11 protein-coding genes are annotated in these 14,253 nt (G+C 59.3%); 6 read left to right on the top strand and 5 right to left on the bottom strand.

The window, feature by feature from the left end; all coding sequences use genetic code 11:
* Positions 1–96: 96 nt before the first annotated feature.
* Together BK660_RS01400 and BK660_RS01395 are read right to left on the bottom strand one after the other, a co-directional pair.
* The gene (locus BK660_RS01400) at positions 97–1,632 is read right to left on the bottom strand and encodes an EAL domain-containing protein (RefSeq protein ID WP_123431750.1); all 1,536 of its coding nucleotides are present in this window, start codon (positions 1,630–1,632) and stop codon (positions 97–99) included.
* A gap of 115 nt (positions 1,633–1,747) precedes the next feature.
* A complete protein-coding gene (locus tag BK660_RS01395) occupies positions 1,748–2,620 on the bottom strand; it encodes a LysR family transcriptional regulator (RefSeq protein WP_123431749.1) in 873 nt (290 codons plus the stop codon).
* A gap of 77 nt (positions 2,621–2,697) precedes the next feature.
* Between BK660_RS01395 and BK660_RS01390 the strand changes: the two genes are divergently transcribed.
* The gene (locus BK660_RS01390) at positions 2,698–3,618 is read left to right on the top strand and encodes a DMT family transporter (protein ID WP_123431748.1); all 921 of its coding nucleotides are present in this window, start codon (positions 2,698–2,700) and stop codon (positions 3,616–3,618) included.
* 273 nt (positions 3,619–3,891) lie between these two features.
* A complete protein-coding gene (hppD, locus tag BK660_RS01385; RefSeq protein ID WP_123431747.1) occupies positions 3,892–4,968 on the top strand; it encodes a 4-hydroxyphenylpyruvate dioxygenase in 1,077 nt (358 codons plus the stop codon).
* 127 nt (positions 4,969–5,095) lie between these two features.
* Here the strand turns inward: hppD and rarD are convergent, their stop codons facing one another.
* Together rarD and BK660_RS01370 are read right to left on the bottom strand one after the other, a co-directional pair.
* Positions 5,096–5,977, bottom strand: coding sequence for an EamA family transporter RarD (rarD, locus tag BK660_RS01375; protein WP_123431746.1), 882 nt, complete (start codon positions 5,975–5,977; stop codon positions 5,096–5,098).
* Positions 5,978–6,231: 254 nt separating this feature from the next.
* Entirely contained in the window at positions 6,232–7,245 is a 1,014-nt protein-coding gene (locus tag BK660_RS01370) for an aldo/keto reductase (RefSeq protein WP_123431745.1), read from the bottom strand.
* Between the two features lie 446 nt (positions 7,246–7,691).
* Here BK660_RS01370 and BK660_RS01365 point away from each other — a divergent pair, with 446 nt between their 5' ends.
* Complete coding sequence (locus BK660_RS01365) at positions 7,692–8,057, top strand: DUF6124 family protein (RefSeq protein ID WP_123431744.1); 366 nt, start codon at positions 7,692–7,694, stop codon at positions 8,055–8,057.
* 108 nt (positions 8,058–8,165) lie between these two features.
* On the opposite strand, the gene BK660_RS01360 is transcribed toward BK660_RS01365, so the two are convergent.
* Positions 8,166–9,476: an MFS transporter gene (locus BK660_RS01360; protein WP_123431743.1), complete on the bottom strand. Its 1,311-nt coding sequence runs from the start codon at positions 9,474–9,476 to the stop codon at positions 8,166–8,168.
* Between the two features lie 169 nt (positions 9,477–9,645).
* Between BK660_RS01360 and BK660_RS01355 the strand changes: the two genes are divergently transcribed.
* The 3 genes from BK660_RS01355 (at position 9,646) to BK660_RS01345 (ending at position 14,184) form a co-directional block, all read left to right on the top strand.
* Positions 9,646–10,758, top strand: coding sequence for a sugar diacid recognition domain-containing protein (locus BK660_RS01355; RefSeq protein ID WP_123431742.1), 1,113 nt, complete (start codon positions 9,646–9,648; stop codon positions 10,756–10,758).
* A gap of 287 nt (positions 10,759–11,045) precedes the next feature.
* Positions 11,046–12,182 carry a glycerate kinase gene (locus BK660_RS01350; RefSeq protein ID WP_123431741.1) on the top strand — a complete coding sequence of 379 codons (1,137 nt, stop codon included), beginning with the start codon at positions 11,046–11,048 and terminating at the stop codon, positions 12,180–12,182.
* 376 nt (positions 12,183–12,558) lie between these two features.
* The gene (locus BK660_RS01345) at positions 12,559–14,184 is read left to right on the top strand and encodes a methyl-accepting chemotaxis protein (protein WP_123431740.1); all 1,626 of its coding nucleotides are present in this window, start codon (positions 12,559–12,561) and stop codon (positions 14,182–14,184) included.
* The last annotated feature ends 69 nt before the right edge of the window (positions 14,185–14,253 follow it).

Below are 14,253 nucleotides of genomic sequence, written 5' to 3'. Positions count from 1 at the left end.
CAAGAGTAAATCCTGACATTTTCTTCATGTAACAGCAGTAGTCTTTTGATTCAATTTGGTGCGCGCTGTCGATCCCTCGTCGCTTAAAAAAATTAGTTAATGGTGGGTTAATGCGTTAATGAATTCGGCGCCGGGCATCGGTTGACCGAACAGATAACCTTGCAGGAAGTTCACGCCGTGGGCGGTCAGATAGTCACTTTGTTCTTCGGTTTCGACACCTTCGGCAACGATTCCCAGATCGAGCTTGGCCGAGAGTTCGATGATGGTGTCCAGAATATGCCGTGAAAGGGCGTCGATGCCGATCATGGCCACGAAGCTCTGGTCGATTTTCAGGAAGTCCACGTTGAACTGGCGCAGATAACCCAGGCTGGAGTGCCCGGTGCCGAAGTCGTCAATCGCGATCATCACGCCCAGCGCATGAAGTTGTTCAAACAGCTCAAGCGTAATGTCGCTTGGCTTGATCAGTTCGCGCTCGGTCAGTTCCAGTACGAGGTAAATGGAACCGGGTGCAAAGGCACTCAGAAACGCTCGACAGTCCTTGACCAACTCCAGGTCCTTGCAGTGGCTGGCGGTGATATTGATGCCGATGTGAAAAGGCTCGGTGAACGAGGAAGAAACAGGCCCCAGCACCTGTGCGGTCTGGCGCATGAGCGAACGGGTCATGGGCACGATCAACCCGGAATCTTCGGCGAACGGGATAAACAGATCTGGCCGTACCAGGCCTTCCTTTGGGTGTTTCCAGCGCATTAACACTTCGGTGCCAGACCACTTCCGGGTATCGCCATGCACCACCGGCTGAAAGTAGGGAACAAACTCCTCGGCCGCGAGGGCGCGCTGCATTTCATGAATAGGCGACCATGAACGTCTTTGCAGAAAGTGGCCGATGGCGCCCGAGGCCACGCCAAAAAAAATCAGCAAGCTGAACAGCGGCGGGTATTCGCTGGCCATGTAACGCCAGTTTTCTCCCTCGGGAAAACCGGCTACGACCGAAAAGGCATAGCGCGAGGACGAGAGTTCACTTTCGGCCAAGGGCAAAGTGGGCAGGGCGCCTTCGTGGACTTTGCCGTCGACGGACAACCAGTGCGGGCCCACTTGCAGCAACAATATTGTCTTGCGGCCAATCAGGCGCAGCACGTTAGTCAAGTGATAACCGTCCAGCGTCGTCAGCGCCCCCTGTTTTCCCTCATTCAGGCGATACACCAGCACCGCCGTATCGGGAGTGACAGGGTTGCCATTCATCAGCCACAACCTGCCTTGCACATAGTCCTTGGCATCGACCTTTTGCTGAGCGTCACCGAACAACGAAGTGCAATAAAGGTTGTCCTCCCACACCAGGCTGGCCGAGCGCACAAACGGGCGGCGGGTGACCTGTTCACGCAAGGCCAGCTTGACGTCGTTGCAGTTTCGCCCGGCCAGCGGCAGCAACTCGCTCGCGGACTGCGCCGTGTTGTCCAGCATCAGTTCGAACTGGCGCAGGGCTTCGTCTGCGGTCACCTGGGTACTTTGCTGAAGAACACGTCCAGCCTGCATATAGAGAATGGCAAAGCCCAATAACACCGGGAGCAACCCACACAGCAGGGTCACCATCATGCGGATGCGCAACGGGCGACGGCGTTTGGCACTCAATGGCATTCGTGAAATCTCTTACACAAAAACAGGGCTCTCAACTTCGGGCAGGACGACAACACGCCTCCCATAAAGAGTTCAGGTAGTGGCCATGATAGTCGGCCCTTGGCGCTTATGCCGCTCAACGGGCGTTTAGCTCGAGCGCCAGTTTGATAAAGGCCAGCGTGGCGGGTGACGCCTGACGCTGGTCCAGCACGGCCAGCCCGACCTGACGAATCACGGGGGGCGACAGTGGTTTTTTCACATAGCGACTGTTGATGTTGTCGGGCAGAGAACTTTCAGCCACGACCGTCAACGCATCGCCGCGGCTGACCGTGTCCAGCGTGCTGAGCAATTGTGAGCAGCGGTAACGGATGTTCGGTATCAGGCGAGCGGCGCTGAACAGGCGCGACACCAGCTCCGATGAGCCTGCTTCAGTCAGTACGAATGGGTCGTTGCACAAATCGCTCAAACTCAGATTGTCACGATCCGCCAACGCGTGATCGGCAGGAAGCAGTGCGACCATCTGGTCTTCCAGCAGCGCGAAGGTGTCGAAGCGTTCTTCAGGCAGCACCACAAAGCCGATGTCGATTCGCCGTTCTTCAAGCCATTGAATCACTTGGCGGTCCGGGCCTTCGTCGATGTGGACTTCAATGCCCGGATGCGCCGCGCGGTAGTGCTGCAGGATCAGCGGCAGCAGCCGGATCGACGAGGTCGGGCCAAACGAGCCGATGCGCAACGTGCCGCGTTTCATCCCGCGCGCATCGGCCGCTTCCTGGCGCAGGGTGTTGGCCAGCCCGAGCATCGCCCGGGCGCGCAATAACAGTTGTTGGCCGATGTCGCTCAGTTCCACCTGGGACTGATGCCGCCGCAGCAGTTCAACACCGAGTTCCTGTTCCAGCGACTTGAGCGCGTGAGACACCGCTGACTGGGAAATCCCCAGGCGGTTGGCAGCCGCCGTGAAACCGCGCAGCTCAGCGACCAGCGAGAAAATCTCGAGTTGGGTCAGGGTCATGAGCTTTTACTCATTTTACGATGATCGTTCATTAGTCGAATGATACGTCATCTTCCTTGGCCTGGTTTTGCCTCTCCATGACAATGTCTGCACAAATAACAACTTCGCACACATCGGTGTATCTGAAACTCGCCGCCGTCACCATGATCTGGGGCGGCACATTCGTTGCCGGACGTTTTCTGGTCGACAGCCTCAGTCCGCTGTTCGCAGCCAGCCTCAGATTTTTGCTGGCCAGCGCGGCGTTGTTGCTGTTCCTGCTGCTGACCCGCACCCCATTGATCCGGCCGAACCCGCAACAATGGCTGCGATTGGCGCTGCTGGGGTTCTTCGGGATCTTCTTCTATAACCTGTGCTTCTTTTATGGGCTGCATTACATCAACGCCTCGCGAGCCTCGTTGATCGTTGCGCTGAACCCGGCGGTGATCGGCCTCGCCTCATGGTTGATCTTCAAGGAGTGCTTGAGCCGGGCGAAAGTCTTCGGCATCGCGATCTGCATTGCCGGGGCGAGTGTGGTGATTGCCAGTCGTAATCCGCAGCTTTTGGCCGGCAATGACGATGCCTGGATCGGTGACCTGCTGATTTTCGGCTGCGTGCTCGGCTGGGGGATTTATTCGCTGTTTTCCAAAGAGCTGAATCAGTCCTTGGGGCCGGTGCAGACGGTGACGTATTCGATTCTGCTGGGCACCGCGATGCTCTGGGCGACCAGTGCCGTGCGCGGTGAACTGAGTGTCAGCGCAGTGATCAGCCTCGGTCCGCAACAATGGTTGAGCCTGATGTACCTCGGCGTATTGGGTTCGGCGCTGGCCTACATCGGTTATTACGACGGCATCCGTCAGATCGGCGCGACGCGTTCCGGGGTGTTCATTGCCCTGAACCCGCTGACCGCCGTCATCCTCGGCGCACTGTTGCTGGGTGAGCCGTTGAGCCTGGCGATGTGCCTTGGCGGCGTGCTGATTCTGGCGGGGATTTTCCTCTGTAATAACCCCTTGCGCGAGTAGGGGAAAAGGGGATTTGATACAGAAGGCGGACAAACCGATTTACGCTGTGTAGAATCGGGTTACGCATACAATAATAAACGTCTTCTGGCAGCAGAAGCCTCGCCCGCAAGAGCCTTGGGTCAACAATGAAGAGTTTTGGGTTTCAATTGATCTACGGTGACTTCCTCGCCCGCAGCGTGCGGGGCATCTCCTGTGCGCCACCCGCCGGTCTCAGCATTGCTAGCAACTAACACTTTTTAACTGTTAATTCTAAAAGCATGATGAGGCGCCAAAATGGCAGATTTATACGAAAACCCAATGGGCCTGATGGGCTTTGAGTTCATCGAATTCGCATCGCCAACCCCGAACACCCTGGAGCCGATCTTCGAGATCATGGGCTTCACCAAGGTGGCGACCCACCGTTCCAAAGACGTGCACCTCTATCGCCAGGGCGCGATCAACCTGATCCTCAACAACGAACCGCACAGCGTTGCTTCGTACTTCGCGGCCGAGCACGGCCCGTCGGTGTGCGGCATGGCGTTCCGCGTCAAGGATTCGCAGCTCGCCTACAAGCGCGCACTGGAAATCGGCGCCCAGCCGATCCACATCGAAACCGGTCCGATGGAACTGAACCTGCCGGCGATCAAGGGCATCGGCGGCGCGCCGCTGTACCTGATCGACCGTTTCGGTGAAGGCAGCTCGATCTATGACATCGACTTCGTGTTCATCGAAGGGGTGGACCGCAACCCGGTCGGTGCCGGCCTGAAAATCATCGACCACTTGACCCACAACGTGTATCGCGGTCGCATGGCCTACTGGGCCAACTTCTACGAGAAGCTGTTCAACTTCCGCGAAATTCGCTACTTCGACATCAAGGGCGAATACACCGGCCTGACCTCCAAGGCCATGACCGCGCCGGACGGCATGATCAAAATACCGCTGAACGAAGAATCGTCCAAGGGCGCCGGGCAGATCGAAGAGTTCCTGATGCAGTTCAACGGCGAGGGCATCCAGCACGTTGCATTCCTGACCGATGACCTGCTCAAGACCTGGGATCACCTGAAAAGCATCGGCATGCGCTTCATGACCGCGCCACCGGAAACCTATTACGAAATGCTCGAAGGCCGTTTGCCGAACCACGGCGAGCCGGTTGATCAACTGCAAGCGCGCGGGATTCTGCTGGACGGTTCGTCCGAGTCGGGCGACAAGCGCCTGCTGTTGCAGATCTTCTCGGAAACCCTGATGGGGCCGGTGTTCTTCGAATTCATCCAGCGTAAAGGCGACGATGGTTTCGGCGAAGGCAACTTCAAGGCGCTGTTTGAATCGATCGAACGTGATCAGGTTCGTCGTGGCGTGCTCGCGACCGAGTAACCCGCCACACCGCTAAACTTGTAGGAGTGAGCCTGCTCGCGATAGCTGTTTTTCAGTCAACATTGATGTTGAATTTGAAGACGCTATCGCGAGCAGGCTCACTCCTACATTTGTTTTTGGGTAGGGCTTAAGGTCTGCGCTGTCGCACCAAATGCTTGAAGCCTTCGAACACCAGCACCACCACCGCGAGCCAGATCGGAATATAGGTCAACCATTCCCCAGGCTTGATGCTTTCCCCAAGCAGCAACGCCACGCCCAGCAGCAGCACCGGCTCGACGTAACTCAACAACCCGAAAAGACTGAACGGCAACAAGCGGCTGGCGATGATGTAGACCACCAACGCCGACGCGCTGATCACCCCGAGCATCGGGATCAACAGCGACAGCCATGGGTGTTGATCGAACACGCCGAAGCCTTGCTCGCCACTCTGCACAAACCAGAATGCCACCGGCAGCGTCAACGCCATGTCCAGCCACAGGCCGCCGAGGTTGTCCGAGGCCAGGCGCTTGCGCACGATGAAATAGGTCGGATAGCCAATGCACACCAGCAAGGTCGCCCAGGAAAAACCACCGACCTGATACACCTCATTGAGCACGCCGAGGCAGGCCAGCACCACGGCGATTTTTTGCAGATAGGACAGGCGTTCTCCGTAGGCGATTCGCCCGGTCAGCACCATCGTCAGTGGCAGCAGGAAATACCCCAGTGATACGTCCAGGCTGTAGCCGTTGAGCGGCGCCCACATGAACAGCCAGAGTTGCACACCGAGCAGGGCCGAGGAGGCGATCAGGGCGGCGATCAATTTTGGATTCGCCGTGGCGCGCCGGACAATCTCGACCACCCGCGTCCACTCGCCGGACACCACCATGAACACGGTCATGCAGGGCACGGTCAGCAGCATGCGCCAGCCGAAAATTTCCACGCCGCTCAAGGGCGTGAGCAACGACGTGTAGTAGTACATGACGGCAAACAGCACTGAGGCCGAAACCGATAAAGCGATACCTTTAGACAAACTGCCCTCGCGAGGTTGAAGGTGAAACGGGGCGCAGAGGATACGTGGTTTTCGTATCAAATATTGTCCGTTCGATCAACACGGTCAAACTGTAGGAGTGAGCCTGCTCGCGATAGCTATCTATCAGTCAACATTGATGTTGAGTTTAAGACGCCATCGCGAGCAGGCTCGCTCCTACATTTGATCTCCAGTGTTCACAAGGTCTGTGTTCAATGGAGATCCCCCTGTGGGAGCGAGCCTGCTCGCGAAAGATCTCAAGCTGTGCGGGGTTTACGGCCAGACACAAAATGGCTCACGTCATTGAACCCAGGCGTCGACGAATGCCCCGGCACCACCAGCGAATCGATAAACGCTTCATCCTCCGCCGTAATCTTCACCGCCAGCGCCTTGGTGTACGCGTCCCATTGTTCCTCGGTGCGCGGCCCGACAATGGCCGATGTGACGGCGTCGTTGTTCAGCACCCAGGCAATCGCAAACTCGACAATCCCCACGCCACGTTCCTGCGTGTACTGCTGAATCTGCTGGGCAATGCGCAACGACTCAACCCGCCATTCGGTTTCCAGAATGCGTTTGTCTGCACGCCCGGCGCGGCTGTTGGCGTCTGGCTTCACATTCGGCGCATATTTGCCGCTGAGCACACCCCGCGCCAACGGGCTGTAAGGCACCACGCCGAGGCCATAATTGTGTGCGGCGGTGATTTGTTCAGTCTCGGCCTGACGGTTGACGATGTTGTACAGCGGCTGGCTGATCACCGGCCGGTCGACGCCCAGTTGATCGGCCACACGGATCACCTCGGCAATGCGCCAGCCACGGTAGTTGGACAAGCCCCAATAACGAACCTTGCCCTGACGAATCAGATCGCCCATCGCCGACACGGTCACTTCCAGCGGCGTGTTGTGGTCTTCGCGGTGCAGGTAATAGATGTCGAGGTAGTCGGTGCCCAAGCGGGTCAGGCTGGCGTCGATGCCGTTGAACAAGTGTTTGCGGCTCAAGCCGCTGCGGTTCGGCACACCGTCCACCGGGCCGAAGCCGACCTTGGTCGCCAGCACCCATTCATGGCGATTGCCGGCTATCGCTTCGCCGACGATCTCTTCGGAACGCCCGCCGGTGTAAACGTCGGCGGTGTCGATGAAATTGATGCCCTGGTCCCAGGCCTTGTCGATGATCCGCAGGGAGTCTTCGGTGCTGGTCTGTTCGCCGAACATCATCGTGCCCAGGGTCAGGGTAGAGACCTGTAAACCCGAATGACCCAGCGTGCGATAGCTCATGAGGAAATCCTTTTACCGGTGGGAGAAAGGCCTCAATCAAATACCAGAACCGTTGCCGGGAGCAATCGGAATGTGCGGACCCCGTGTAGGAGTGTGGCAATAAACAGTATTGTTTAAACGTTCGGGATGGATGGGGCTGGAGGCTACATAACCTTGCGCCGTTGCCTACGACTGCGCCAGAATCCGCCGGCTTGTGCGCCTTGGGGCTGGGCTCTATCGTTTGCTCGTCGCTGAAAAACAGCGATCGGGTTTGGTAGCCCGGTTGACTTAGTGCATAGCACACCTGATACAGCCCCTGCGGTCTGTGTCTTTATGGTGGCCATGCGCAGGGCGCTTTCGAGCGCGCCGGTTTCCAAGTCACCGGTCTACCAACCTTCGTATGGCCACCACCTCTTCGTTTGGTAGCGAGAGTGATGGCTCCTATTTTCTGATTTGGAGTTACATCTATGTTCAAGATCACACCCAACCCACCAGAAACCGACACCGACGACGTTTCCCCCTACGAATCCACCAATCCCAAAAAACTCAACACCGCCGCCGACCGCGCTCTCGATTACTACCTCAAACCGGTCATCCCCAAAGACACCCCACGCAAACCCAGCACCATCTATTCCATCGGCCCCGATACCGATCACGAAACCCTGCTGGTCAACGCCTGTGAAACGTTGGCGTCAGCGAGTGTGATGTTGAGTGATTTCGCCGGGCAACTGAACGGCACACAGCGCCACACGCTGCTCGGTATCCAAAACTCCGTGATGCTGGGTGAACTGGCGGTGAACCGGATGCTCGACAACGTCGATCCGCATAGCTAAAACACAACCCCTGTGGCGAGGGAGCAAGCTCCCTCGCCACAAAAGCAGGTCTGAGCCAGAAACAGAAAACGGCCCGAAAGGGCCGTTTTTTGTAGGGGTGAAAAAGGCTTATACCCGCAACGTCCGCGTCATCCGCAGCGCCAGCAAGCTGCCACACACAATCACACCCGCCAGCAGATACAGCGCCGCATCGGTCGAGCCGGTGCTGTCCTTGACCCAACCCACCAGGTACGGGCTCAAGAAACCCGCCATCTGCCCCATCGAGTTGATCAACGCCAAACCACCCGCCGCCGCACCCGCGCTCAGCAGTGCCGTCGGCACCGGCCAGAACATTGGCAGGCCGGTGAGGGCGCCCATGGTGGCGATGGTCAGGCCGAGGATCGCAATCGCCGGCGTGGTCGCGAAGTTCACCGCGATCAGCAGCCCCACCGCGCCCATCAACATCGGCACCACCAAATGCCACCGGCGTTCCTTGCGCAGGTCTGCCGAGCGACCGACCAGCAACATGAACACCGCCGCCAGCAGATACGGAATCGCACTCAACCAGCCAATCACCAGGTTATCGCTGAAGCCCAGGTTCTTGATGATCGACGGCAGCCAGAAGTTGATCGCGTACACACCGCTCTGGATGCAGAAGTAGATCAAACCGAACGCCCAGATCGCCGGGTTCTTGAACACCGCCAGCAACGAATCAGTGGTGGTTTTTGGCTTGTTGGCCAGGTCTTCCGCGTGATCCGCTTCCAGTACCGAACGCTCGAACGGGGTCAGCCATTTGGCGTTGGCGTAGCTGTCACTCAGCAGGAAATAGGCGAGGGCGCCAAGGATGACAGTCGGAATGCCTTGCAGCAGGAACATCCACTGCCAGCCGGCCAAGCCACCCTGGCCTGCGCCAAAGTGATTGAGGATCCAGCCAGAGAACGGGCTGCCGAGCAGGCCGGACACCGGGATCGCCGACATGAACAGCGCCATGATGCGGCCACGGCGGAAGGTCGGGAACCATTGCGAGAGATACAGCACCACGCCCGGGAAGAACCCGGCTTCAGCCGCGCCGGTGAACAGGCGCAAGGTGTAGAACTCGGTCGGGGTGGTGACGAACAGCAGGCACGTCGAGAGGGTGCCCCAGACGATCATCATCAGCGCGATCCAGCGCCGTGGGCCGAATTTGGTCAGGGCCAGGTTGCTCGGCACGCCGCACAGCACGTAGCCGATAAAGAATATCCCGGCACCGAGGCCGTACACGGTTTCGCTGAATTTCAGGGCGTCGAGCATCTGCAGTTTGGCAAATCCAACGTTCACCCGGTCGAGGTAGTTGAATAGGTAGCAGATGAAGATGAAGGGGATCAAACGCAGGGTAATGCGTTTGTAGACGGCGTTCTTCTCGTCAACGATGGCCTGGGTAGCGGCGGCGCTCTGTGACATGGCGGGTTCTCTCTTTATTATGATTTTTTGCGATGCAAGGGTAACGTTGATCGCCCAGAGAGTCTCGGCCACGCTCCGGGTTGTTGTCTTTGTGCCTGAGCACAGGGTTTGCGACCAAGGCCTGTGCGGGTGAACAACCCGTCCCACTCCGTTTTCAAGGATCCCCGTTATGTTCGAACTCGATCACGACCTGGCCCAGGACATAGTCGACCGGGCGATGGCCATCCTGCCGTACAACGTCAACGTCATGGACAGCCAGGGATTGATTCTCGGCAGCGGCGAACCGGAGCGCATCAACACCCGCCACGAAGGTGCACAACTGGTGCTGGCCAATGGTCGGGTGGTGGAAATCGACGCGCAAACGGCGATTCATCTCAAGGGCGTGCAGCCCGGGATCAACTTGCCGTTGTTGCTCGATGGGCGCTTGATTGGCGTGCTCGGCATTACCGGCGAACCCGAGCCATTGCGCACCTATGCCGAGCTGGTGCGGATGACCGCGGAGATGCTGGTCGGCCAGCGCAATCAGCAGGCCGAGCAGCAGTGGCGGCGTCAGCGTTGCGACGATCTGCTCGCGTTGCTGCTGAGCGAGGCGGGGGACTCGCCGCGCTTGCTCGACGAAGCACAGCAATTGGGGCTCAAGCCGCAGATGACGCGGGTGCCGTATCTGTTTGAATTGGGCATGGAGCACGGCCCGGCGCAAACCGTTGAAGCGCTGAGTGCCTGGCTGACCTCGCGTTACCCGGACAGTTGGTGCGTGAGTTCGGCGAAGTCGTCGTTGCTGTGGTGCCGGCCGGCCTCGCAATCTATCGAGAATGATCGGTTGCTGGAAAAGCTCGACGGCCTCGGTTGGAACATTCTGCGCATCGCGGTAGGCGGGCAGGCCGATGGCTTGTCGGGGTTACGGCGCTGCTACCGGCGGGTCGGCGACTTGCTGGCGTATGGACGCGATGTGTTGCCGCGTTCGCGTTTGCTGACGCTGACCCGTTATCGATTGCCGGTGATGCTGTGGCGGCATCGCAACGACGATGCGCTGGATGAACTGCTCAAACCGCTGCGCAAAGTCATCGCCAAGGATGGTAACGGCCAACTGTTGGCGACACTGCGCAGCTGGTGTGATCACGATGGGCAGAGCCAGGCGTGTGCCGATGCGTTGGGGATTCATCGCAACAGCTTGCGGTATCGGATGGAGCGGATTGCGGAGTTGAGTGGCGTTGATCCTCTCAAACTGGACGGCATGCTCGCGCTGTATCTTGGTGTCCAGCTCCTCCCCCAAACCGACTGACCGAACACAACCCCTGTTGCAGCTGCCGAGCCTGCGAGGCTGCGTTCGGCTGCGCAGCAGTCGTAAAATCATGCACTGCGGTACATCAGGGAAATTGTGCTTGCCGGGTTTACGACGGCTCCGCCGCCGGACGCAGCCTCGCAGGCTCGACAGCTGCTACAACTCAGTGTGTTGCTGCACGGTTTTGTAGAAATGAACAATAAACGCCACGCCCGCTTGTGCAGCGGACTGGCGTTATTGTCCGGGGCTACTGGCAGCATGGAGCGCATTGGAACTGGAGAATTCGCATGAAGATCGTCATCGCCCCCGATTCGTTCAAGGACAGCCTCAGTGCCCAAGGTGTGGCTGACGCCATTGCATTGGGGCTGGCAGACGTCTGGCCGGACGCGCACTTGGTCAAATGCCCGATGGCCGATGGCGGCGAAGGCACGGTCGAGTCGATTCTGGCCGCGTGCGAGGGCGAACTGCGCCGCACGAAGGTGCGAGGTCCGCTCGGTGCAACCGTCGACGCCGCCTGGGGCTGGCTGCCGCACAACCACACCGCGATCATCGAAATGGCCGAGGCCAGCGGTCTGCAATTGGTCCCGTTGAACAAACGCGATGCGTGCGTCAGCAGCACCTTCGGCACCGGCGAACTGATCCGCGCCGCTCTCGATGCCGGGGCGCAGCGGGTGATCCTGGCGATTGGCGGCAGCGCCACCAACGATGCCGGCGCCGGGGCCATGCAAGCGCTGGGCGTGAAGTTGCTGGATGCGCAGGGGCAAACCCTGGCGCCGGGTGGTTTGGCCCTGGCGCAACTGGAGCGCATTGATCTGAGCGACATGGATTCGCGCCTGGCCGACGTGCGCTTTGACATCGCTGCCGACGTTGACAACCCACTGTGCGGTCCGCACGGCGCTTCTGTGATTTTTGGCCCGCAGAAAGGCGCATCACCCGAGCAGGTGCAGCAACTGGATAAGGCGCTTGGGCACTTTGCCGAGTTGTGCGCCCAAGCGTTGGGTCACGACGTCAAGGACGAACCGGGCAGCGGGGCGGCAGGAGGCCTGGGATTTGCCGCCAAGGCGTTTCTCGGCGCGCAGTTTCAGTCCGGCGTGGACGTGGTTGCCGAGCTGGTCGGGTTGGCTGAAGCCGTGCAGGGCGCTGACCTGGTGATTACCGGCGAAGGGCGATTCGATGCGCAGACCTTGCGTGGCAAGACACCGTTCGGCGTGGCGCGGATTGCCCGGCAGCAAAGCGTGCCGGTGATCGTGATCGCCGGCACCTTGGGCGAGGGGTATCAGGCATTGTACGAACACGGCATCGACGCGGCGTTCGCCTTGGCCAGTGGGCCAATGACGCTGGAACAGGCGTGCGCCGAGGCGTCCCGGTTGCTGCAAGACCGCGCCCGCGACATCGCGCGGGTCTGGCGAATCGCCAAAACCTGACGCAAACCCGAATACAACGACATTCCTGTGGCGAGGGAGCTCCTGTGGCAAGGGGGCTTCTGTGGCGAGGGGGCTTCTGTGGCGAGGGGGCTTGCCCCCGTTGGGCTGCGAAGCGGCCCCATAATTTCCTGAAGGCAGGGGATTGCTGCGCAATCCAACGGGGGCAAGCCCCCTCACCACCAGAGCGTCACCCATTCAGACATTGCCCACCCCCCCGAAATATATTTCTCCAACCCCCGCAAAAATCCTCATCCCCGGCCGATACAGCTTATAGACGCTCACACACCCGATTCGACAGTGGCGCCGCGCTGAAGGAAAGCCCTTCAGTGATCACCGGCAAGGATGCTCGTAGCTTCAATCACCCGAGAGTCCACCTATGTCACTGCGTAATCTGAACATCGCGCCTCGCGCCTTCCTCGGTTTTGCTTTCATTGCCTTGCTCGTCATCGTGCTGGGTGTGTTTGCCGTGAACCGTATGTCGATCATCCGCCAGGCCTCCATTGATATGGAAAGCACGCAGCTACCCAGCGTGGGCTTTCTGGGCAACCTGACCGAAAATGTCTTGCGCCTGCGGATCCTGTCTTTTCGTGTGTTGACCAACCGCGAACCTGCCGCGTTGCAGGAAGCCCAGACCCGCATCGGCGTGCTGATGGACAAGGTGCGCAATGCTCAGAACAGTTATGCCGCCTTGCCCGCTCAGCCGGATGAGGCCGTGCTGTACAAAACGTTCACGGCCACGCTCGACAGCTACATGCAAGCGCAGAACCAGATGATGGACCTGTCGCGGCAGAACCAGACTGAAGAGATGCGCACCCTGATCAATACGCGGATCAAGGACGGCACCGACCTGATGGGCGAGCAACTGAACAAACTCGTAGCCCTCAACAACGGCTATGCCAAAGCCGCCTCGGCCGAGGCGGGTGAGCACTACAACAGCGCAGTGACCGGCATCGTGGTCGTCGCGGTCATCGCGGCATTACTGACCGTATTGCTGGCCTGGCTGCTGACCCGCAGCATCGTCACCCCACTGAACCGCGCAGTACAGGCTGCCGAAACCATCGCTGGCGGCAACCTGACCAAAGTCATCGAGGTCGACGGCAAGGACGAACCAGCCCGTTTGCTCGGCGCCTTGGCCACCATGCAAACCAACCTGCGCCAAACCATCGAACAGATCGCCGGTTCCGCCACGCAACTGGGCGCCGCCGCTGAAGAACTCAGCACGGTCACCGAGGAAGCCTCGCGCGGCCTGCAACAGCAAAACAACGAAATCGAACAAGCGGCCACCGCCGTCAACGAAATGACCGCTGCCGTGGAAGAAGTCGCGCGCAACGCGGTGTCGACCTCGGAAGCCTCCAGCCAGTCCACCCAAGCTGCCCGCGAAGGCCGTGACCGCGTGGTGGACACCGTCAACGCGATCCAGACCATGACCCACGACGTGCAAAACACCTCGGTGATGATCGAAGGCCTGGCCGCGCAGGGCCGTGACATTGGCAAAGTGCTGGACGTGATCCGCGCCATCGCCGAACAAACCAACCTGCTGGCACTCAACGCCGCCATCGAAGCCGCCCGCGCCGGTGAAGCCGGACGAGGTTTCGCCGTGGTGGCGGACGAGGTGCGAGCATTGGCCCATCGCACTGCGCAGTCGACCCAGGAAATCGAAAAAATGGTCGCCGGCATCCAGAACGGCACCGGCGAAGCCGTCTCGTCGATGCAGCAAAGCAACCAGCGTACCCAAAGCACCCTTGAAATGGCCCGCGCCGCCGGTGTCGCGCTGGAGCAGATCACCCAGTCGATCCACTTGATCAACGAACGCAACCTGGTGATCGCCAGTGCTTCGGAAGAACAGGCGCAGGTGTCCCGCGAAGTCGACCGCAACCTGGTGAACATCCGCGACCTGGCCACCCAGTCTGCTACAGGTGCCAACCAGACCAGCGTCGCCACCCATGAACTGTCGCGTCTGGCGGTGGATTTGAATGCGATGGTGGCGCGTTTCGTGATTTGAAACGTATGAGTCGAAGCGGATGTAATAAAGTTGGAGCCGTTTTGTGCTCCAACTTTAGTTGATCGCGCG

The organism is Pseudomonas brassicacearum (assembly GCF_003732265.1).
GTDB classification, from domain to species: Bacteria; Pseudomonadota; Gammaproteobacteria; order Pseudomonadales; family Pseudomonadaceae; genus Aquipseudomonas; species Aquipseudomonas brassicacearum_D.
This window is presented reverse-complemented; position numbering and strand designations above follow the sequence as displayed.

Excerpts from the sequence above, each read along its gene's own strand:
- BK660_RS01400 (WP_123431750.1), bottom strand. The coding sequence starts at position 1,632 with ATGCCATTGAGTGCCAAACGCCGTCGCCCGTTGCGCATCCGCATGATG.
- BK660_RS01395 (WP_123431749.1), bottom strand. The coding sequence starts at position 2,620 with ATGACCCTGACCCAACTCGAGATTTTCTCGCTGGTCGCTGAGCTGCGC.
- BK660_RS01390 (WP_123431748.1), top strand. The coding sequence starts at position 2,698 with ATGACAATGTCTGCACAAATAACAACTTCGCACACATCGGTGTATCTG.
- hppD (WP_123431747.1), top strand. The coding sequence starts at position 3,892 with ATGGCAGATTTATACGAAAACCCAATGGGCCTGATGGGCTTTGAGTTC.
- BK660_RS01370 (WP_123431745.1), bottom strand. The coding sequence starts at position 7,245 with ATGAGCTATCGCACGCTGGGTCATTCGGGTTTACAGGTCTCTACCCTG.
- BK660_RS01365 (WP_123431744.1), top strand. The coding sequence starts at position 7,692 with ATGTTCAAGATCACACCCAACCCACCAGAAACCGACACCGACGACGTT.
- BK660_RS01360 (WP_123431743.1), bottom strand. The coding sequence starts at position 9,476 with ATGTCACAGAGCGCCGCCGCTACCCAGGCCATCGTTGACGAGAAGAAC.
- BK660_RS01355 (WP_123431742.1), top strand. The coding sequence starts at position 9,646 with ATGTTCGAACTCGATCACGACCTGGCCCAGGACATAGTCGACCGGGCG.
- BK660_RS01350 (WP_123431741.1), top strand. The coding sequence starts at position 11,046 with ATGAAGATCGTCATCGCCCCCGATTCGTTCAAGGACAGCCTCAGTGCC.
- BK660_RS01345 (WP_123431740.1), top strand. The coding sequence starts at position 12,559 with ATGTCACTGCGTAATCTGAACATCGCGCCTCGCGCCTTCCTCGGTTTT.